16 protein-coding genes are annotated in these 20,678 nt (G+C 66.6%); 10 read left to right on the top strand and 6 right to left on the bottom strand.

Features of this window, described 5'->3' with window-relative positions:
* Positions 1–17: 17 nt before the first annotated feature.
* Complete coding sequence (locus U5771_RS14245) at positions 18–500, bottom strand: Lrp/AsnC family transcriptional regulator (protein ID WP_010098798.1); 483 nt, start codon at positions 498–500, stop codon at positions 18–20.
* Positions 501–784: 284 nt separating this feature from the next.
* On the opposite strand from U5771_RS14245, the gene U5771_RS14240 reads away from it, so the two are divergent.
* The 3 genes from U5771_RS14240 to U5771_RS14230 all read left to right on the top strand — a co-directional run bounded on the left by U5771_RS14240 (position 785) and on the right by U5771_RS14230 (position 3,199).
* A complete protein-coding gene (locus U5771_RS14240) occupies positions 785–1,432 on the top strand; it encodes a LysE family translocator (RefSeq protein ID WP_322024570.1) in 648 nt (215 codons plus the stop codon).
* A 122-nt stretch (positions 1,433–1,554) separates the two neighbouring features.
* A complete protein-coding gene (gene kch, locus U5771_RS14235) occupies positions 1,555–2,730 on the top strand; it encodes a voltage-gated potassium channel protein (RefSeq protein ID WP_322024569.1) in 1,176 nt (391 codons plus the stop codon).
* A 37-nt stretch (positions 2,731–2,767) separates the two neighbouring features.
* On the top strand, positions 2,768–3,199 hold the full coding sequence (locus tag U5771_RS14230) for a YqaA family protein (RefSeq protein WP_322024568.1): 432 nt from the start codon (positions 2,768–2,770) through the stop codon (positions 3,197–3,199).
* Between the two features lie 40 nt (positions 3,200–3,239).
* On the opposite strand, the gene U5771_RS14225 is transcribed toward U5771_RS14230, so the two are convergent.
* Entirely contained in the window at positions 3,240–4,892 is a 1,653-nt protein-coding gene (locus U5771_RS14225) for an acyl-CoA synthetase (RefSeq protein ID WP_322024567.1), read from the bottom strand.
* A 216-nt stretch (positions 4,893–5,108) separates the two neighbouring features.
* Between U5771_RS14225 and U5771_RS14220 the strand changes: the two genes are divergently transcribed.
* The 7 genes from U5771_RS14220 to U5771_RS14190 all read left to right on the top strand — a co-directional run bounded on the left by U5771_RS14220 (position 5,109) and on the right by U5771_RS14190 (position 14,928).
* Positions 5,109–5,888 (top strand): Crp/Fnr family transcriptional regulator, encoded by a 780-nt coding sequence (locus U5771_RS14220; RefSeq protein WP_322024566.1) that lies wholly within the window; start codon positions 5,109–5,111, stop codon positions 5,886–5,888.
* Positions 5,889–6,116: 228 nt separating this feature from the next.
* Positions 6,117–9,284 carry an efflux RND transporter permease subunit gene (locus U5771_RS14215; protein ID WP_322024565.1) on the top strand — a complete coding sequence of 1,056 codons (3,168 nt, stop codon included), beginning with the start codon at positions 6,117–6,119 and terminating at the stop codon, positions 9,282–9,284.
* 33 nt (positions 9,285–9,317) lie between these two features.
* Complete coding sequence (locus U5771_RS14210) at positions 9,318–10,550, top strand: efflux RND transporter periplasmic adaptor subunit (RefSeq protein ID WP_322024564.1); 1,233 nt, start codon at positions 9,318–9,320, stop codon at positions 10,548–10,550.
* A 5-nt stretch (positions 10,551–10,555) separates the two neighbouring features.
* Positions 10,556–12,064 (top strand): efflux transporter outer membrane subunit, encoded by a 1,509-nt coding sequence (locus U5771_RS14205; protein ID WP_322024664.1) that lies wholly within the window; start codon positions 10,556–10,558, stop codon positions 12,062–12,064.
* 21 nt (positions 12,065–12,085) lie between these two features.
* Positions 12,086–12,781, top strand: coding sequence for a heavy metal response regulator transcription factor (locus U5771_RS14200; protein ID WP_175694845.1), 696 nt, complete (start codon positions 12,086–12,088; stop codon positions 12,779–12,781).
* Positions 12,778–14,226, top strand: a complete 1,449-nt coding sequence (locus U5771_RS14195; protein WP_322024563.1) for a heavy metal sensor histidine kinase — start codon at positions 12,778–12,780, stop codon at positions 14,224–14,226. Before U5771_RS14200 ends, U5771_RS14195 begins: the two co-directional genes overlap by 4 nt.
* Positions 14,227–14,322: 96 nt before the next feature.
* Complete coding sequence (locus tag U5771_RS14190; protein WP_322024562.1) at positions 14,323–14,928, top strand: LysE family translocator; 606 nt, start codon at positions 14,323–14,325, stop codon at positions 14,926–14,928.
* 144 nt (positions 14,929–15,072) lie between these two features.
* On the opposite strand, the gene U5771_RS14185 is transcribed toward U5771_RS14190, so the two are convergent.
* The 4 genes from U5771_RS14185 to U5771_RS14170 all read right to left on the bottom strand — a co-directional run bounded on the left by U5771_RS14185 (position 15,073) and on the right by U5771_RS14170 (position 20,658).
* Positions 15,073–15,921, bottom strand: a complete 849-nt coding sequence (locus U5771_RS14185; protein WP_322024663.1) for an AraC family transcriptional regulator — start codon at positions 15,919–15,921, stop codon at positions 15,073–15,075.
* A gap of 328 nt (positions 15,922–16,249) precedes the next feature.
* Complete coding sequence (gene tssL / locus U5771_RS14180; protein ID WP_322024561.1) at positions 16,250–17,482, bottom strand: type VI secretion system protein TssL, long form; 1,233 nt, start codon at positions 17,480–17,482, stop codon at positions 16,250–16,252.
* Positions 17,483–17,593: 111 nt separating this feature from the next.
* On the bottom strand, positions 17,594–18,295 hold the full coding sequence (locus U5771_RS14175) for a hypothetical protein (protein WP_322024560.1): 702 nt from the start codon (positions 18,293–18,295) through the stop codon (positions 17,594–17,596).
* Positions 18,292–20,658: a peptidoglycan DD-metalloendopeptidase family protein gene (locus U5771_RS14170; protein ID WP_322024559.1), complete on the bottom strand. Its 2,367-nt coding sequence runs from the start codon at positions 20,656–20,658 to the stop codon at positions 18,292–18,294. The genes U5771_RS14175 and U5771_RS14170 overlap by 4 nt, the downstream gene beginning before the upstream one ends.
* Between the last annotated feature and the right edge of the window lie 20 nt (positions 20,659–20,678).

Raw genomic sequence — 20,678 nt, 5'->3', positions numbered from 1 at the left:
GCCCGTCGCCCCGGTCGTCACACCTGAATCGACGGCACGTCTTTCATGCACCGCAGCGCGAACATCGAGCGGCTGTGGCGAATGCTCGAAATCTTGTACAGCTTCTCGCGCAGGAAACGCTCGTAGCCGGCCGTGCCGTCCACCGCGACCTTGATCCAGTAGTCGTATTCGCCCGACACGAGGTAGGCCTCGAGCACTTCGGGCAGCGCCGCGAGTTCGGCGCCGAAGCGCGCGAGCGCGTCGTCCTCGTGGCGATCGAGCGTGACTTCGAGGATCACGATGTCCGCGTAGCCGAGCATGCGCTGGTTGACCAGCGCGACGTAGCCATCGATGTAACCGTCGAGTTCGAGCTGCCGCGTGCGGTTCCAGCACGCGGTGGTCGACATGCCGATCTGTTCGGCCAGTTCGGCGTTCGACAGGCGCGCATTTTTTTGCAGTGCACCGAGGATCTTGCGGTCCTGGTTGTCGAGGGTTTTCGGCGTGCGTTCGCGGGTAGCCATGGCAAGAAGAATATTCTACTGAAAATGCGTATTCTATCTGAACAGGATTCCGGTTTCGGGTTCGTTTTGCTGGAAATCAGGAAGCCTTTTAACCGGCCCGCTTGATACATTTTCTCCATGCCTGTTGCCCGGCACGCTCCCCGCGACAACCCCCTCGCACCGGGACGCCCGGCCGCAATCACGAGTTGCGGCGCCGGACACGCAGGCATGCAATGTCCCGCCTCCCGCGCGCCTATCCGGTTGCACGGGCCGGCGCCTGATCCTCCGTTTCCGCACCTCCCGTCATGTCGTTCAGGCTTTATCTGTCGTTCCTCGCTGCGTCCGCCGTCCTCATCTACGCCCCCGGCCCCGTCAACCTCCTCACGATGAACCAGGCATTGCGCGCCGGCTGGCGCCGCGCGCTGCCGTGCGTGTGGGGCGGCACGCTCGCCGTGCTGCTGCAGCTCGCGCTGACCGCGCTGTGCCTGAATTCGCTGGTCCATCTCGACGCGCACGCGCTGACCGTGCTGCGCTGGGCCGGCGCCGCCTACCTCGTGTGGCTCGGCTGCAAGCAATGGCTCAGCCGCGCGCCGGCCACCGCGCCCGCGGCGTCCACGGACGCCGGCAGCACGGCACCCGACGCCACCGGCACCGGACGCGCGCTGTTCTGGCGCGGCGTCGCCACCTCCGGCCTGAACCCGAAGACGCTGCTGTTCTTTCCGTCGTTCTTCCCGCAGTTCATCGTCCCGAACCCCGACTGGAGCCTGAACGCGCAGTTCCTGCTGCTCGCGACGACCTTCGCGCTGCTGTTCGCCGGCGGCGTCGCGTCGATGGCGCTGTTCTCGCATCGGCTGAGCCGCGCACTGCAACGCCCGACGCGGATGCGCGCGATGAACCGCGTGACGGGCGGGCTGCTGGTCGGCATGGGCGCGATCATGGCCGGCTGGAACTGAGCGGCCGCCCGCGCGGGTGCCGTGCCGCCCGCCGCCACGCCCCGCGAAAAAGCAGCCGAGCGCCGAATGCTTTAGGGTAGCGGCTGGTTCGTCGGACATGCCCGGCTCGCCCGGGCGATTGCATGAAGCACGTCACTACCCGCCTTCGGCGCCTGTTCGCGCCGATCGGCCTGCACTGGTATCTCGCTCTCCTCCTCGCGCTCGATGCACTGATGGTGCTGCGCCCCGTCGTCGCCCATGCGAAGCTCGGCGTGCATCATGCGTGGCTTACCGATGCGTTGAACCTCGTCGACAACGCCGGCCTCGTCGTGCTGCCGCAGGTCGTCGTCGCGGCCGGCCTCGCGACGATGGCCATCGGCATCGTGCTGCGCGCCCGCCTTGCGTGGGTGCTGTCGATCCTGCTGCTGGTCGCGGCCGCCGCGATCAGCGTCCTCGGCGGCTACCGCAGCAACGCGGTGTTCGCGTATACGGCCGTGCTCGCCGTCGCGCTGATCTACTACTGGCGGCACTTCGACCGCGCGAGCGTTGCCGCGAGCAGCCTGTTCGCGCTGCTCAGCATCGTGTCGCTGCTCATCTACGCGACCTTCGGCGTGCTGTACCTCGGCGACGAATTCACGCCGCCGGTCCACGACCTCGCCACCGCCGTCTACTTCTCGATCGTGTCGATGTCGACGGTCGGCTACGGCGACATCGTCCCGCACGCGCCCACCGCGCGGCTCTTTACCGCGTCGGTGATCGTGCTCGGCATCACGGTGTTCGCGACGTCGATCAGCGCGGTCGTCGGGCCCGTGATCGGCGGCAATCTGAAACGGATCGTCAAGGGAGGCATTTCGAACGTGATCCGCAAGCATCATTTCCTGATCGTCGGCGCGACGCCCGTCGCGCATGCGGTGCACGACGGGCTGCGCAAGCGCGGCTACGCGGTGACCGTCATCGTGCCGGCCGGCGTCGAGCACAACTACGCGGGCGCGACCGACCTGATCGTCGGCGACGCCACCGACCACGCGGTGCTGGAAAGCGCCGGCGCGGCAACGGCCCGCGCGGTGCTCGCGCTGCGCTCCGACGATGCCGAGAACGCGTTCATCATCCTCGCGATCCGCGAGATCGCGCCCACCGTGCGCACGGTCGCGCTCGTGAACCATCAGCGCAACCTCGAGCGGCTGCGCCTGCTGAAACCGGACATGGTGTTCTCGCCGCAGCAGCTCGCGGGCGAACTGCTCGCCAGCACGCTCAACGACGAACCGGTCGACAAGTCGCTGATCTCGCACCTGCTGTTCGGCACCGCCGACGCCACGTGACCGGTGCCGGCCGACGCGCGGCCGGTACAATCGCGCGATGTCCGAACTGCTCACCTACGGCGGCCTGTTCGCCGTGTCGATGGTCGCCGCGACCCTGTTGCCGCTCCAGTCCGAAGCCGTGCTCGCCGGCCTGCTGCTCGCCGGACGCGAGCCCGTGTGGGCGCTGGTGCTGGTCGCGAGCGTCGGCAACGTCGCGGGTTCGGCGATCAACTGGGCGCTCGGCCGCGGCATCGAGCAGTTCCGCGACCGCCGCTGGTTTCCGGTCAAGCCGGCCGCGCTCGCGCGCGCCGAGGGCTGGTACCGACGCTACGGCCGCTGGTCGCTGCTGCTGAGCTGGGCGCCGGTGATCGGCGATCCGCTGACGATGATCGCCGGCGTGCTGCGCGAGCCGCTGCCGACCTTCCTCGCGATCGTCACGATCGCGAAGGTCGGGCGGTATCTGGCGATCGCGTGGCTCGTCGTGCATTGATGCACGCGGCATCGGGCCGCACGACGCACGCCGTCGCCGATTACTTCTTGTCCCCCGCCAGGTCGATCGCCTTGTCCGACCCGACCGCGTTGCGCAGCTGGAATTTCTGGATCTTGCCGGTCGACGTCTTCGGCAGTTCGCCGAAGCGCACGGCCTTCGGCACCTTGAACCCCGCGAGCAATTGCCGGCAGTGCGCGACGATCTCCTCCTCGGTCGCGCTCGCGCCTTCGCGCAGCTCGACGAACGCGCACGGCACCTCGCCCCACTTCGGATCGGGCATCGCGACGACCGCCGCGACCGCGACGGCCGGATGCCGGTACAGCGCATCCTCGACCTCGATGCTCGAGATGTTCTCGCCGCCGGAAATGATGATGTCCTTGCGGCGATCCTTGATGCGGATATAGCCGTCCGGCGTCAGCACGCCGAGATCGCCCGTATGGAACCAGCCGCCGTGGAATGCTTCGTCGGTGGCCTTCGGGTTCTTCAGGTAGCCCTTCATGCAGATGTTGCCGCGGAACATGATCTCGCCGAGCGTCTCGCCGTCGGCCGGCACCGGCGCCATCGTATCCGGGTCGAGCACCGTCGCGCCCGCTTCCAGGTGATAGCGCACGCCCTGCCGCGCGTTGAGCCGCGCGCGCTCGTCGTCGGGCAGCGCGTCCCAGTGCGCCTGCTTCGCGCACACGGTCGCCGGGCCGTAGACCTCGGTCAATCCGTACACGTGCAGCAGGTCGAAGCCGATCTCCTTCATCTTCGCGATCACGGCCGGCGCCGGCGCCGCGCCGGCGACCATCGCGTGCACCGTGTGATCGATGCCCGCGCGGAACTCGGCCGGCGCATTCGCGATCGCGCTCTGCACGATCGGCGCGCCGCAGTAATGCGTGATGCGTTCGCGGCGGATCAGGTCGAACACCGTCTTCGCGTCGAACTTGCGCAGGCACACGTTCACGCCCGCGCGCGCCGCGACGGCCCACGGGAAGCACCAGCCGTTGCAATGGAACATCGGCAGCGTCCACAGATACACCGCGTGCTTCGGCATGTCCCATTCGAGGATGTTGCTGATCGCCGCGAGATACGCGCCGCGATGGTGATAGACGACGCCCTTCGGGTCGCCGGTCGTGCCGGACGTATAGTTCAGCGCGATCGCCTCCCACTCGTCGGCGGGCAGCGTCCATGCGTAGTCGGGGTCGCCGCCCGCGACGAACGCTTCGTAGTCGGTCGCGCCCGCGAAGCGCGCGGGGTCGGCCGGCATCGCGTCGGCGACGCTGACGATCTTCAGGCCCGGCACTTCCAGCGCCGCGCGCTGCGCGAGCTCCGCGTATTCGGTGTCGACGATCAGCACCTTCGCTTCGCCGTGACGCAGCATGAACAGCACCGACGAGATGTCGAGCCGCGTGTTGATCGTGTTGAGGACGGCGCCGGCCATCGGCACGCCGAAGTGCGCCTCGACCATCGCCGGAATGTTCGGCAGCAGTGCCGCGACCGTCTCGCCGCGCGCGACGCCGGCCTGCGCGAGCGCGCTCGCGAGCTGCTTCGCCCGCGTGTAGGTTTCGCCCCACGTGCGGCGCACGTCGCCGTGCACGATCGCCAGGCGCTCGCCGTAGACCTCGGCCGCGCGGACCAGAAAGTCGATCGGCGTGAGCGGCACGTAGTTGGCGTCGCGGCGGCCGAGTCCGGCCTCGAACATCTGCGTCATGATCCTGTCTCCCGTTTTCCGTCGATCGGCGCGTGTGCCGACGCCGCGGCGCACGCTTCGATCTCGTATCCAGCCGGAGTGCATGCACCCCGATGCGTTTTGATGTGGTTCAATTGCCGACAGCCTAACGGGCGCTATTGTGAGCCGTCTGTCATCGAAACGACAGAGTGCCCGAAGAATGCTGCGCGTTATCCCTATCCTCGCAAACCCGCACCCATGCACGACCACCTCGCTGCGCCGCCCGACGCGGCCGCCGTCTCGGCCAACTCGCCGGCCAACCCGCCGGCCGACACGCCGCTCGAACCCGGCCCGTTGCCCGCCCTGTCCGGGTTGTTCGGCCAGTGCGCGTGGTTCCGCGCGCTGGCGCCGGAACACCAGGCGCTCGTGCTGGCGCAGTCGCGCGCGGAACGGTGCGAGGCCGGCGACGTGATCGCGCAGCGACTCGCGCCGTCCGAATACTGGATCGGCGTGCATCGCGGATTGCTGAAGCTCGCGATCTTCAACGCGTCGGGGCGCGGCTGCACGTTTTCCGGCGTGCCGTCGGGCGGCTGGTTCGGCGAAGGCAGCGTGATCAAGCGCGAGCTGCGCAAGTACGAAGTCGTTGCCGTCCAGCGCTCGATCGTGCTGTTCGTACCGGTCGACACGTTCCATGCGCTGCTCGACACGAGCCTGCCGTTCACGCGCTTCGTGATCCACCAGCTGAACAACCGGATGGGCGAGTTCATCGCGTCGATCCAGAACAGCCGGCTGCTCGATGTCGACGCGCGCGTCGCGCAGGCGCTCGCGCAACTGTTCAACCCCGCGCTGTATCCGGACACCGGCCCGTCGCTCGCGATCTCGCAGGAGGAACTGGGGATGCTCGTCGGCGTGTCGCGGCAGCGGATCAACCAGGCGCTGCAGCAACTCGAGAAACTCGGCGTGCTGCGGCTCGCATACAACCAGATCGAAGTCGTCGATCTGGCCGCACTCGCGCGCGTCGGGATGGAGCAGATCTGAGCGACGTCCGATGAACGGATCCGTCGTGCATGCGGCATGCCCGTGCGATGCGGCGTCCGTTGCCGGGCGCCTGCACCCTCGCGCGTTTCATCCGATGAATCGCCGTTTCGTCGCCGCACCCCAACCTGACGATTCCGCCAGTTTCGCGTCAGTAGCCCGTTCAGCCCCGACGCCTATCATTCGGGTTCCCTTCACCGACGCCTGATCACCGCCTGTCCCGCTGCCTCCATGTGGATCGTCAATCTCGCGCTCAGGCGCCCCTACACGTTCATCGTGATGGCCATCATGATCGTGCTGGCCACCCCGCTTGCGCTGATGCGCACGCCTGTCGACGTCCTGCCGGCGGTCAACATTCCCGTCATCAGCGTGATCTGGAATTACAACGGCTTCTCCGCGACGGAGATGACCAACCGGATCACGGCCGTCCATGAACGGATCCTGACGACGACCGTCAACAATATCCAGCACATCGAGTCGACGTCGCTGCCGGGCATCGCGGTCGTGAAGGTGTTCCTGCAGCCCGGCGCGAACGTGCAGACCGCGATCGCGCAAACCGTCTCGTCCGCGCAGGCGATCGTGCGGCAGATGCCGCAGGGTGCGACGCCGCCGCTCGTCATCACCTATTCGGCGTCGAGCATCCCGGTGATCCAGCTCGGGCTGTCGAGCAAGACGCTCAGCGAACAGTCGCTCGCCGACATCGCGCTCAACTTCCTGCGCCCGCAACTGATCACCATCCCGGGCGCGCAGATCCCGTTCCCGTACGGCGGCCGCACGCGCGTGGTCGCGATCGACCTCGATCCGCAGGCGTTGCTCGCCAAGGGCCTCACGCCCGCCGACATCGTCAACGCGGTCAACGCGCAGAACCTCGTGCTGCCGACCGGCACCGCGAAGATGGGCCAGACCGAATACCGGATCGACACGAACGCGTCCGCCGACACGATCGCCGACATCAACGGCCTGCCGGTCCAGACCGTCAACGGCGCGACGACCTACCTGCGCGAAGTCGCGTCGGTGCGCGACGGCTTCGCGCCGCAGACCAACGTCGTGCGCCAGAACGGCCAGCGCGGCGTGCTGATGTCGATCCTGAAGACCGGCGACGCGTCGACGCTGAAGGTCGTGTCGGACCTGAAGGCGCTGCTGCCGAAGGTGATCCCGACGCTGCCCGAAGGGCTCACGATCACGCCGCTGTTCGACCAGTCGGTGTTCGTCAACGCCGCCGTGCAGGGCGTGATCCACGAGGCGCTGATCGCCGCCGTGCTGACCGCGATGATGATCCTGCTGTTCCTCGGCAACTGGCGCAGCACGCTGATCATCGCGATCTCGATTCCGCTGTCGATCTTCACGTCGCTGATCGCGCTGTCGGCGCTCGGCGAGACCATCAACATCATGACGCTCGGCGGGCTCGCGCTCGCGGTCGGCATTCTCGTCGACGACGCGACGGTGACGATCGAGAACATCGAGCGGCACCTGCATCTCGGCACGAACCTGCACGACGCGATTCTCGAGGGCGCGGGCGAGATCGCGGTGCCTGCGTTCGTGTCGACGCTGTGCATCTGCATCGTGTTCGTGCCGATGTTCTTCCTGACGGGCGTCGCGCGCTTCCTGTTCGTGCCGCTCGCTGAAGCCGTGGTGTTCGCGATGCTCGCGTCCTACGTGCTGTCGCGCACGCTCGTGCCGACGCTCGCGATGCTGCTGTTCCGCCCGCAGCAGGCCACCACCGGCCCCGATCATTCGACGTCGCGTTTCGCGCGTATCCATCACGCGTTCAACGCCGCGTTCGAGCGGCTGCGCGCGTGGTACATCGTGCTGCTCAGCATGCTGCTGGTGCGCCGCCGCTTCTACGCGATGTGCTTCCTCGGCTTCTGCCTGCTGTCGACCGGCCTCGTGTTCGTGCTCGGCCGCGACTTCTTCCCGAACGCCGATTCCGGCAACATCCGGCTGCACATGCGCGCGCCGACCGGCTACCGGATCGAGGAGACCGCGCGCCTCGCCGACCAGGTCGAGCGCGTGATCCGCGAGGCCGTGCCGCCTGACGAACTCGGCGCGATCGTCGACAACCTCGGGCTGCCGGTGAGCGGCATCAACCTGTCGTACAGCAACAGCGGCACGATCGGCACGCTCGACGGCGAACTGATGATCGCGCTGAAGCCGGGCCACCGCTCGACCCAGCACTACGTGCAGACGCTACGCACGCTGCTGCCGCAGCGCTTCCCGGGTGTCGAATTCTTCTTCCAGCCGTCGGACATCATCACGCAGATCCTCAACTTCGGTCAGCCGGCCGCGATCGACCTGCAGGTGCTCGGCAACGATCTCGCGAGTAACATGGCTATCGCTAGCAGCCTGATGAAGAAGATCAGGCAAATCCCCGGCGCCGTCGACGTGCACGTGCTGCAGCGCAACGACGAACCGACCCTGGTGGCCGACATGGACCGTACGCGCATGCAGCAGCTCAGCCTTTCCGCGCAGAACGTCGCGCAGAACATGCTGATCTCGCTGTCCGGCAGTTCCCAGACGACCCCGTCGTTCTGGATCAATCCGCGCACGGGCGTCCAGTACCCGCTGCAGATCCAGACCCCGCAATACAACATCGCGTCGATCGACGACCTGCTCGGCACGCCGATTTCCGCGAGCGGCCGCACGGGCATGCCGCTGCAGCTGCTGGGCAACCTCGTGCAGATCCATCCTGTCGCGAGCCCGGCCGTGACCACGCACTACAACATCCGCCCGGCGATCGACCTGTACGTGAGCGTCGAAGGCCGCGACCTCGGCTCGGTCGCGGGCGAGATCGACCGGATCGTGTCCGACGCGCGCGCGACGCTGCCGCGCGGCACCGACCTGACGGTGCGCGGCCAGGTCGAGACGATGCGCACGTCGTACCTCGGCCTCGGCGCGGGCGTCGCGATGGCGATCGTGCTCGTCTACCTGCTGATCGTCGTGAATTTCCAGTCGTGGCTCGATCCGCTGATCATCATCAGCGCGATGCCGGCCGCGCTCGCCGGCATCGCGTGGATGCTGTTCATCACCGGCACGCACCTCAGCGTGCCCGCGCTGACGGGCGCGATCATGACGGTCGGCGTCGCGACCGCCAACAGCATCCTGGTCGTGTCGTTCGCGCGCCAGCGCCTCGCGGCCGGCGCGCCGCCGCTCACGGCCGCGCTGGAGGCCGGCGCGACGCGGATCCGCCCGGTGCTGATGACGGCGCTCGCGATGATCATCGGGATGGTGCCGATGGCGCTCGGTCTCGGCGAAGGCGCCGAGCAGAACGCGCCGCTCGGCCGCGCGGTGATCGGCGGCCTGCTGTTCGCCACCGTTTCGACGCTGCTGTTCGTGCCGCTCGTGTTCGGCGGCGTGCATGCGCGGCTGGCCCGCCGGCGCGCGCGCCAGGCCGGACACTGACTTTCGCCCCTAGCCTATAGACCCGGTCAATTCATGGAAGAGAAACATCACAGCTCCGTCGGCATCCAGGTGGACGAACACGGCATGCACCTGCCGACGCGCACGTCGGTGTCGCGGCGCGGACGGGTCGTATTGATCGTGATCGGCGTGCTGCTGGCCGCGGGCGCCGCGCGCACGATCGTCGTCAACGTGCTGAACCGTCACCGGCTCGATGCGGTGGCCGAGCAGAACACGCGCCAGTACGTGAACGTCGTGCATCCGGTCGATGCGGCCACCGGCGGCAAGCTCACGCTGCCCGGCACGCTGCGCGGCTTCGTCGAGGCGCCGATCTATGCGCGTGCGAGCGGCTACGTGCTGCGCTGGCAGGCCGACATCGGCGCGCACGTGAAGCAGGGGCAAGTGCTCGCCGAACTCGACACGCCGGAACTGAACCAGGAGCTTGCGCAGGCCACCGCACAGCGCCAGCAGGCGCAAGCGGCGCTCGCGCTCGCGAAGACGTCGTTCGACCGTGCGCAGCAGTTGCGCCAGCGCGATGCCGTGTCGCAACAGGAACTCGACGACCGGCAAGGCGCGTTCAACCAGGGCACCGCGAACCTCGCAGCCGCCGATGCGAACATGCGCCGGCTCACCGAACTGAAGGGCTTCCAGCGCATCGTCGCGCCGATCGACGGGATCGTCACGCAGCGCAACGTCGACGTCGGCGATCTCGTCAATTCCGGCAACGCGGGCCGCGCGTTGTTCACGGTCGTGCAGGCCGACCGGCTGCGCCTGTACGTCCAGGTGCCGCAGGCATACGCGCAGCAGGTGAAGGTCGACCAGCACGTGAGCGTCGCACAGGCCGAGCTGCCCGGCCGGACCTTCGACGGCACGATCACGCGCACGTCCCAGGCGATCGACGTCGCGACGCGCTCGCTGCAGATCGAGATCACGCTGCCGAACCCGGACGGACGGCTGCTGCCCGGCGCGTACGTGCAGGCCACGCTGCCGATGACGCCGGTCGGCCGCCTGCAGATTCCGGCCAGCACGCTGCTGTTCCGCGCCGAAGGGCCGACGGTCGCGACCGTCGACGCGAACGGCCAGGTGCGCCTGAAGGCCGTGACGGTCGCGCGCACGATCGGGCAGACCCTCGAAGTCGACGGGCCGCTCACGCCGAACGACCGCCTCGTCGAGAACCCGAGCGACGCGCTCGCGAACGGCGACACCGTCATCGTGCAGGCGCCGCCGGTCGTGACGCCGGCCTCCGCGGCCGCGGGAGCGAAGTCGTGAGCGCGATGCGCGCCCGCCTGCGCCCCACCGCGGTCCTGGCCGTCGTCGCGATCGCGGCCCTCGCCGGCTGCACGGTCGGCCCCGACTACCGGCGCCCCGCCGTCGAGACGCCGGCCGCGTGGCGGCTCGACCCGGCCGACGCGTACTGGCACCCCGCCGTGCCGGCCCGTGCGCCGCTCGATCCGGCCTGGTGGAGCGCGTTCGGCGACCCGCGGCTCGACGCACTCGAAGCCGACGCGCTGCGCAACAACCAGAACCTCAAGGCCGTCGCCGCGCGCTACGACCAGGCGAAGGCGACGCTCGCGTCGGTCGCGTCCGCGCAGTATCCGGCCGTCGGCCTGAACGCGAGCGGCCAGCGCTTCAAGATCTCCGCCGACCGGCCGCGGACCAACTACGCGACGCAGAGCATGTCGACCGTGCAGAACGACATCCAGGTCGGCGCGAGCGTCAGCTATGAACTCGACCTGTTCGGCCGCGTGCGGCGCAGCGTCGAATCCGCGCAGGCCGGCTCCGAGCAGGCCCGCGACGATTTCGCGAACGCGCGCCTGGTGCTGACCGCCGATCTCGCGTCGAGCTACTTCGCGCTGCGCGAACTGGACACCGAGATCGACGTCGTCAAGCGTTCGATCGACCTGCAGCAGAAGGCGCTCGACTACGTGAGCGCGCGCCACGACCTCGGCGCCGTGTCCGGCCTCGACTTGCTGCAGCAACGCGCGCAGCTCGATGCGACGCGCACGCAGGCGCAATTGCTGATCCAGCAGCGCGCGCAGGTCGAGACCGCGATCGCGACGCTGGTCGGCACGCCGGCCCCCGCGTTCTCGCTGCCGCCGCGCGTGGTGCCGATCAACGCGCCCGCGCTGCCGACCGGCATGCCGAGCGACCTGCTGCAGCGGCGGCCCGACGTCGCCTCGGCCGAGCGCGCGATGGCCGCCGCGAACGCGCAGATCGGCGTCGCGCGCGCCGCGTATTTCCCGCGCATCGCGCTGTCGCCGGACCTCGGCTGGGATGCGACGCGCTTCTCGGGCCTGTTCACCGTGCCGGCGCTGCTGTGGTCGGTCGGCGCGTCGGTCAGCCAGCCGCTGTTCGAAGGCGGCAAGCTGAAGGCCGGCGTCGATTTCGCGCAGGCCGGCTACGTGGCCGCGCAGGCCAATTACCGGCAGACGGTGCTCACCGCGTTCCAGGAGGTGCAGAATGCGGTGACGGGCCTGTCGGTGCTGGCCGAGGCCGCACGGCAGGCGTCGGCGGCCGTCGACGATGCGCGCAAGCTCGTGTCGCTCGCGCAGGACCGCTATGCGGGCGGCCTCACGCCGTTCATCGACGTGCTGACGGCCCAGCAGCAGTTGCTGACGAGCGAGCGCCAGGCCGTGCAGATCCAGGGCCAGCGCGCGGCACTCGTCGTGTTTCTCGCGAAGGCGCTCGGCGGCGGCTGGGACGGCGGCGCGACGGGCGGCACGGCGCCGACCGACATCGCGTCGGCGAGCCCGCAGCCCGCCGCCACGAGCGTCGCCCCCTAACCCGGTTATGCGGACCAGCCCATGAAAGTCCTGATCGTCGAAGACGAACCGAAAGTCGTCGAATACCTGAAGAGCGGCCTGACCGAGGAAGGCTGGGTCGTCGACACCGCGCTCGACGGCGAGGACGGCGCGTGGAAGGCCGTCGAATTCGACTACGACGTGGTCGTGCTCGACGTGATGCTGCCGAAGCTCGACGGCTTCGGCGTGCTGCGCGCGTTGCGCGCGCAGAAGCAGACGCCGGTGATCATGCTGACCGCGCGCGACCGCGTCGACGACCGCGTGCGCGGGCTGCGCGGCGGCGCCGACGACTACCTGACCAAGCCCTTCTCGTTCCTCGAGCTGATCGAGCGGCTGCGCGCACTCACGCGCCGCGCGCGCGTGCAGGAATCGACGCTGATCTCGATCGGCGACCTGCGCGTCGACCTGATCGGCCGGCGCGCGACCCGCGACGGCACGCGCCTCGACCTGACCGCGCAGGAATTCCAGCTGCTCGGCGTGCTCGCGCGGCGCAGCGGCGAGGTGCTGTCGAAAACGACCATCGCCGAACTCGTGTGGGACGTGAACTTCGACAGCAACGCGAACGTCGTCGAGACGGCGATCAAGCGCCTGCGCGCGAAGCTCGACGGCCCGTTCGCGGAGAAGCTGCTGCACACGATCCGCGGCATGGGCTACGTGCTCGAGGCGCGCGAGGAAGGCGACGCGGAGCGGCACGCATGAAACACTCGATCACCCTGCGTCTGTCGGCGATGTTCGGCATCGTGTCGCTGCTCGTGTTCACGCTGGTCGGCTGCGGGCTGTTCGTGATGATGGAGCGCCAGCTGTTCGCCGAACTGCGCGCGACGATCGACACGCGCGCGAAGGTCGCGCAGATGATCGTGTCGCACGCGACCACGGCCGTGCGCGGCCGCCTGATGCAGGAAAAACTCGCCGACCTGGAACCGCCCGACGGGTCGACGCGCTACCAGATCGACAGCCCCGACGCCGACTTCCGCTTCGGCCATCCGGTCGACGGCGTGCCTGTAGGCGAACCGTTCGGCGCATTCCAGCAGTACGCGCTCAACCACAGCAGCTACGACGTGATGACGAAGACCGTCCCGATCGCAGGCAGCGGCGAGCGCCCTGACCTGAAGCTGATCGTCGCGACGTCGTGCGAGCGCACGCAGCGGATGCTGCGCCATTTCGTGTGGACGCTCGCCGCGCTGATCGCGATCGCCACCGGCGTCACGCTGCTGCTGGGCCGCGCGGTCGCGCGCTTCGGGCTCGCGCCGCTCGAACGGCTGTCGCAGGACGCGGCGGCCATCAGCGCCACCAACCGCCGCCAGCGGCTGCAGACCGATGCGCTGCCGACCGAGCTGCGCGATCTCGCCGCGTCGTTCAACGGTGCGCTCGAGCGCATCCAGCAGACCTATGCGCGGCTCGAGGCGTTCAATGCGGACGTCGCGCATGAGCTGCGCACGCCGATCAGCATCCTGATCGGCCAGACCCAGGTCGCGCTGACGAGCCGCGACCGCTCGGTCGACCGGATGCGCCTGACGCTGCAGTCGAACCTCGAAGAGTTCGAACGGTTGCGCGTGATCATCAACGACATGCTGTTCCTGTCGCGCAGCGATCGCGGCGAACGCGCGACCGACCTGAAGCACGTGTCGCTCGCCGACGAGGTGCGGCGCATGCTCGACTTCCTCGAGATTCCGCTCGACGAAGCGCAGTTGCGCGCCGAACTGCACGGCGATGCGCGCGCGGCCGTCGATCCGTCGCTGTTCCGCCGCGCGATGACCAACCTGCTGATCAACGCGATCCAGCATTCGGCGCCCGGCGCGACGCTGCACGTGACGATCACGCCGCGCGACACGCTCGTCGACGTGTCGGTTGCAAACCCCGGCGAGCCGATCGACCCCGTGCAGCGCTCGCATGTGTTCGAGCGCTTCTACCGGCTCGAGGAGGCGCGCGCGAACAGCAAGGAAAACCACGGGCTCGGGCTGTCGATCGTCAAGGCCGTCGCGGAGATGCACGGCGGCAGCGTGTTCGTCGCATGCGCGGGCGGCGTCAATACGTTCGGCTTTTCGGTGTCGACGCAACCGTGCAGCAGCGGCCCGCTGCGCGCGGCCGATGCCGGCGACCCCCACGCGCTGCCGCCGACGCACGCGCCGCGCGCGATGCACTGACGTGCGGCCAGGCCGCCGAGGGCAGTTTTCTTCAATACCGATACGCGCGGCTTCTTTAGTCTCGATGCGACTTTGACATTCGCATGGAGGCATCCGATGAGCATGCTGGTTTCGATGGCCGCGTTCGCGCTGGCGTCGTCGATCACACCCGGTCCCGTCAACATCGTCGCGCTCAGCGCGGGCGCGCGCCACGGTCTCGGCGCGAGCCTGCGCTATGCGGCCGGTGCGACGCTCGGCTTCGTCGCGCTGTTCCTGCTGATCGGCCTCGGGCTGCACACGGTGCTCGCGCGCTGGCCGATGCTGACCACCGTCACCCAATGGTCGGGGATCGCGTTCCTGCTTTACCTCGCGCTGCGGCTCGCGCTCGACGACGGGCGGTTATCGGACGGTCCGGCCGATCCGGATGCGTCGAACGCGGCCGGCCCGTCGGCGGCGGCCGGCGCGGCGATGCAATGGCTGAATCCGAAGGCGTGGCTCGCGTGCGTGGCCGCGATGGGCGCGTATGCGGCCGACGGCGATCGCGCGCAGGTGTGGCAATTCGCGGCGCTGTATCTGGTGATCTGCTTTGCGTCGATCGCGTGCTGGGCATATGCGGGTGCGTCGCTGCGGCACCGGCTCGCGAATGCGCGGCGGATGCGGCTGTTCAACCGCGCGATGGCGCTGCTGCTCGCGGGCAGCGCGCTTTATCTGCTCGACGTTTAGCGCCGTTGCTTCGGTGTGTGGTCGCGGCGCCGGTGCGGCCGGCGACCGATGATATGGGCCGTCGCCGGTCTGCGGTTTGCGGTTTGCGGTTTGCGGTTTGCGGTTTGCGGTTTGCGACGCCGGCACCGCCCCACGGTTCGCCGCTCAGTTCGCGGCGCTTCGATATTGCCCCGGCGTGGCGGCCGCGATGCGCCGGAACGCGCGCTGGAAATGCGCCTGATCCGCAAAGCCCGCATCGAGCGCGACGTCGGCGATCGGCCGGCCTCGGCGCAACTCCGCGCGGCCGTACTGCACGCGACGGTCGATCACGAACGCGTGCGGCGTCATCCCGTAACGGGCGTTGAACGCGCGGATCAGGTAGGACGGCGACAGGTCGGCGGCTGCGCAGATCGCATCGAGCGTGACGGCCTGACGGCAATGCGCGGCGATGTAGTCCGCCGCGCGCGCGAGCTTTGCGTTGTCGGCCCCGCGCCGCGCGGCGTCGGGCAACTCGCGATCGAGCGCGCCGTGCAGCCGTGTGAAGAATTCGACCGCCGCGCTTTCCTTGCCGAGCGGATCGACCCCGGGTGCCACGAGCGTGCGGTAAAAACCGCCGAACTGCGCGAACAGGTCGCGCCGCTCCGTCAACTTCGGCGAAAACCCGTGAAAATCGCGGTTCGGGTCGCGCCCGAGCGAATGCTGAAGCCGCGCGAGCCACGGCACGTCCACATAGACCATCCGGTAAGCCCATGCGTCGGGGCCGTACGGATTGCACGCATGCACCTGCTCCGGATCGATGATCACGAGCACGCCGCGCCCGACATGCTCCTTCGTCGCGCCGTTCAGGTAGGTGCTCGTGCCGCCGACGATCGCGCCGAGCGAAAACGTGTCGTGCGTGTGCTTCGCGTAGCAGATCGTCCGCCCGTCATCGACGGTGCGCGCCTCGATGAACGGCAGCGCGGCGTCGCGCCAGAACGGCGACGGCATGGCGAGGGGGTTGGCGGAACGGCTCACGCGACGGGCTCCCGGATCGAACGGCGAACGCACACCGTACAAGACTGCGCGGCGCGATGCAACCGCGACCCGACGCATCGCGGCCGGATCGCCTAAGCTTTGAATTCCGGCCGCCGCGGCATGCCCGGCGGATTCCGTTCCCTCTTCCAACCGGTACGCTCATGCACATCGATCTATGCGGCCGACGGCATTGCAGCAATTCGTCAAATCTAGAAGTGGTGGTCACGGTCAACGCTCAGACCGCCTCTGGATACACCTGTAGCGGCCAACGCCCGAACCTCTGCATGAACACGTAGCCACCGCAACGTACAGACATCGAGATTTAGCTCTACCGCGTGACGGCGATCTCAACGCGTCGGTTTTGCGAACGCCCATCGGTGGTTTTGTTGTCGCCGACCGGATCGGCATCACCCTTGCCGACGGCTTCGAGACGATTAGCCGGGATGCCAGCAGTTTGCAGCATCTGCATCACCTGCGTCGCACGCTCGTCCGACAGTGCCTGGTTCGACGCAAACTGCCGGCTGCGGATCGGTATGTTGTCCGTGTAGCCGGTTACCGTCACCTGGCCCGGCACCTTGGCGATCTCGCCCGCGATCTTCGCGATCAGTGGAGCCATCGTCGCATTCACTGATGCACCACCCGGCGGGAACATCGCATCGCCCCGGAACGTTACCGAACTGCGGTGCGTATCCTCATCGACGCTCACGGTGCCCGCTGCGATCTCGTTTTTCAGCAACTGTTTCAGGTGCAGGGCCTGCGATGCGGATGGCGGCCTCATATGGCCAATGTCGGAGATCTGCTTCCGGACTTCGGCCGCGCGGGTCACCAGCCGGTACTTGTCATAGCCATACATGCCCAGCAGGATCACCGACAGCACCGAGACCGTACTCCACACCGGGAAGTTGTAGAACGACACGCGCCTGCCATTCGTATCCGGTCGCCAGTTCGGCGACAGCGCCACCGGCACGGGCTTCCGCCGCGACATGATCTCATCGTAGAGCCGCTGCCTCACAGCCTCGTGCTTGCGGTGACCGTCCGTTTCGAGTCGGTAGCGGCCCTCGAAGCCGAGACTCAGTACGCGGTGGATCACTTCGAGCAGATCAAGATGTTCGTCCGGCTCGCTCATCAGCCGCCCGATCAGCAAATAGATCTTGTCGCCGCCCTGACGGTCTTCGTGAAAGACTGTCGCGAGGCCGCTCGTGATCCACGCCACGCCGTCTTCGCGGCTTTTCCCCCAGGCCGTCTGCATCGCCGCCTCATCGAGCGCCGTGCACAGGCAGTAACGCGCACCGATTATGTGATCACGCCGAATATTCGCCTGCTCGCACAGCTTCTGGAATATGCGCATCTCCTGTTCGAGAAGCGAGCGCAGCGCGGGGATAGCGTCCGTATCAAGATATTCCGGCATATCCGCCTGGGCGCGGAGCAGCGGCCGGGCCGCTTCCAGCAATGGATTCCGGTGGGCGCGAACTGCTGCCAGGCGTTCGCTGAAAGGTTCGCGCGGCGGAATCTCCTTGGGCGCGTCAGGCGGTGTCGAGGCTTCGCTGGGTTGAGTGTTCATGGTTTCAGATAGGTATGGCGCCGGGTGCGGTCAGGCACGCAGCGCGGGCTCTCTTTACGGTTTGTTGAAACACACCGGGAAAACGCAAAACAGGCGGCGTTGCCCCAAAGGTCATTGAGGCGGAACGACTGCCGGTGATGGAGTCGCAGCCGATGCAGCGCGAGCGCCATCAACTGGCGTGTCGATGAACTCTATCGATTTGACTACGGTTAGAGCGAAAGGCAAGAGGTCGCTTTTCTGGTAAAAGGGACGAGCGATTTGTGGTGTGCCGCCGCATAGCATGACCGGGGGATGGCGCAAACAAAACGCAAAGCGGCGGTCACGCGTCTTCGGATCACCGTTCGTCTGCTCTTGAGTTACGGCGATACCCGTGCTATTTGCCGCCTCCAGAGGAAATATCCGAGTGACCGGTTTCAGCAAGGCTACGTCTTCAGCAGACAATGCAGAAAAATCCTCCTTCCATTTTTTTCCGTTTTCGTCAAATGATGCGAGAACGATATTTCGGATTACCTCAGCGTCATTAGAATTAACGCACTCAAACTGTAGATAAAGCTCCCTGAGCCCCGTTCGTTGATACGGAAAGTGGTCGAGTACATATCTCGTTTCGGTAACACGGGCGTCGTAAGGATCAACAAGTCTGATCGGGCATTGAACTCCATCCGTAGTAACGACAATCTGCTTGACTTCCTTAGTCGGCTGTTCCGCATGTCCGGAGGTGGCCCAGCTAAACGTCAGACAGAATCCAACCGCCGCTGTAATCACGCCCCTGATCATTCGGAGGAGCTTTAGTGCAACCTGTTTTCGCTTCGTCATGCGCGCCTCAATATCTGATTTTCCGGCGTCTCGCCCGGCTGCCCTTGCGCCGGGAACTTTGTTTCGCCTAACACCGACAACGCGACTGCATAGGCCGCACAGCGGGCCTCAAAGCCGTTCAGACGGGCCGAGTACAGATCGCCGATTGCGCCGGGCAGATTTACCGCCGCTGACGCCTTCCAGAAGCTGGGACTGCGGTAATAGCACTTCTGTCCGCCATTGGTCGCGACGATCACGCGTTCCAGAACGTGTAACTCATCAGCATGACTTACCATGTTCAGGCTGGTCCAGTAGAAGCCCGCACTCCAGGCTGCGTCAACCTTTGTCGAATCAGAAACGTCATCTCGCCAGCTAAGCATATCTGGGGTCAGTTGGTGATCCGCGGCACGCAATGGTGCGTTGTTTCGTGTCGCGTCAGCCTGCTGTTGTGCTGTCAGCAATGAGGCACGCGCGCGCGCGGGAATCTGCGTGGACCTTCCCCTGAAATCCCAGTAATCAAGATAGTTTTTCGGCCAGGTCAGTTGCAGGAAGCCTCGACCGTCCCACGGCGCGTAGCGGGCCGTCATCGCGCCTTCTGCCAGTTTGGTTAGCCATTGCGTCTCCTGGATCGCATTTCCGAAAAAGCTCGCCATCCGCTGTGGTGTATTGATGCCGAAGGTGCGCAACATTCGATTGATTGGGACAAGCTGTCTCCTGGGGAGTGTTCCAAGCGCAATGCTATAGGGGTTAGTCACAGGCTCCCACAACATGGTCCCATTGTGCTTGCGCATCGCGTACTTCGGGACGAGTTGCCTGAACTCGCTTTCGCTCAGCCATTTGCACCTTCTCAGGTGTTCGATAAATGCCTTTGGCGGAAAATGCCAGCAGTCGTCGGCTCGAGGCAGGTCCGGAGTCTGGATGTCCTCCCAGAACGCGAGTGCTTCGATGTGCGCCGTCAGTGTGTGGAAGTCTTCCCCGGTAAGCGGTGTCGCCAGCGCCTCATGCGGCGACTTGAGCCAACCCCAACGCGTATCGATATCCTGCTTCGCCCATTCAATCGGAAATTTGCAGATCGCCTGCGCCATCCGTTTCCGCACGTCCCTGTTATGCAGCGCTTCTTTCGCTTCCGCATGGGTAACCTGACCGTCGCGGTCCAGGTCGAGCCAACGTTTGATCGTTGGCGACTCGCACAGGCTGTCGGGTGTTGTATCGTCATCGATCAGACTCCAGCCCGCCCAGTGCGGAAAATCCGCGTCGCTGTAGACGCTGATTCCGGCATACGGCGTGGCACCGTAATGACCTTCTTTCTTTGGTGCGTTCAGGTTGATCCAGCCGGTGCCATCTGGCGTGGCAATCTTGCGCCAGTGCCCGAACTTCACGTTCCCCGGCATCGGCTCGCCGACCGCACGGCCAAGGCGCAGCATTTCGTAAATCAGGCTGGGTGCAGGCGCCGCAGGCGCGGGTGCGGCGGGATTGGTGCTGCCGTCGTGGTACTGCCCGTTCAGACGCATGGCTTCGGCGTACAGGCTGTACTCGTAGCCGTGTGTTATCACCGGTTCGCCAACCCGAACGCAACGACCGTCGCTGGTCAGCGTAAACGTCGTGAGCGTGCAATCGCCTCTTTCGTAATGCATCTGGACGAGCAGATCAACCTCCGTCGTACCTGCAGCGGGCTGCGTCTGCACCGACGGGTGCGGCCCTTGGGGCGGTTCGGTGTCATCGCGCCGGTAAGGATGTGGCCGGTTCGCAAAGAACTTCAGGCCCTTGGGTACCTTGAACCAGATATCCCCGTAGATCGCGTCGGTGCGGCCCTGCATTGCGGCGAGCGGTCCGGTCGTCCGTCCCACCAGTTTCTTCAAGTTAGCCGTGTCGCAGACGATCTCGAAATGTATCTGGCCGCGCTGCCCATAGATCTGCCCCGGCATACCGAGCAGATCCTTCCGGTAGACAGGCTTGCCAAGCTTGACCGTGACGCTTTGCAGATGCATGTAGATCGAGTAGAAGGTGACTTTTGCGCTATCTCCTTCGCCAATCTCGGTCGTATGTTTGATCACGACGCAACCATCGTCAGTGCGGACATTGCGGTATTGCAGGGTGGGCTTCTCGCTTGCGTCGGTCTGGCGGACATAGACGACTTCGCCGTCGGCAATCGCGCGCACCGGCTCCGACCGGCCGTTCGCGGCCTCGGGCGCGACGAGATGAGGTCCGCCGTGCCAACCAAGGCTGTAGCTGACCGGATAAGCGCCGTTACCGGGGGCGCATTCCTGCATGCCGGACTGACAGATGTCGTGATCCGGCACGACAGTATTACCGGCGGAGGCCGAGTCAATTTCATGCCCGGTCCCGGACGGTTGGGATGGCAGGAACGGTGGGCTGATGACCATTGATTAAGATTCCTTGATGG

Source organism: Burkholderia sp. BCC1977 (assembly GCF_905339595.1).
GTDB lineage: Bacteria > Pseudomonadota > Gammaproteobacteria > Burkholderiales > Burkholderiaceae > Burkholderia.
Note: the sequence above shows the minus strand (reverse complement) of the source record. Positions and strands in the feature narration are given on the sequence as shown.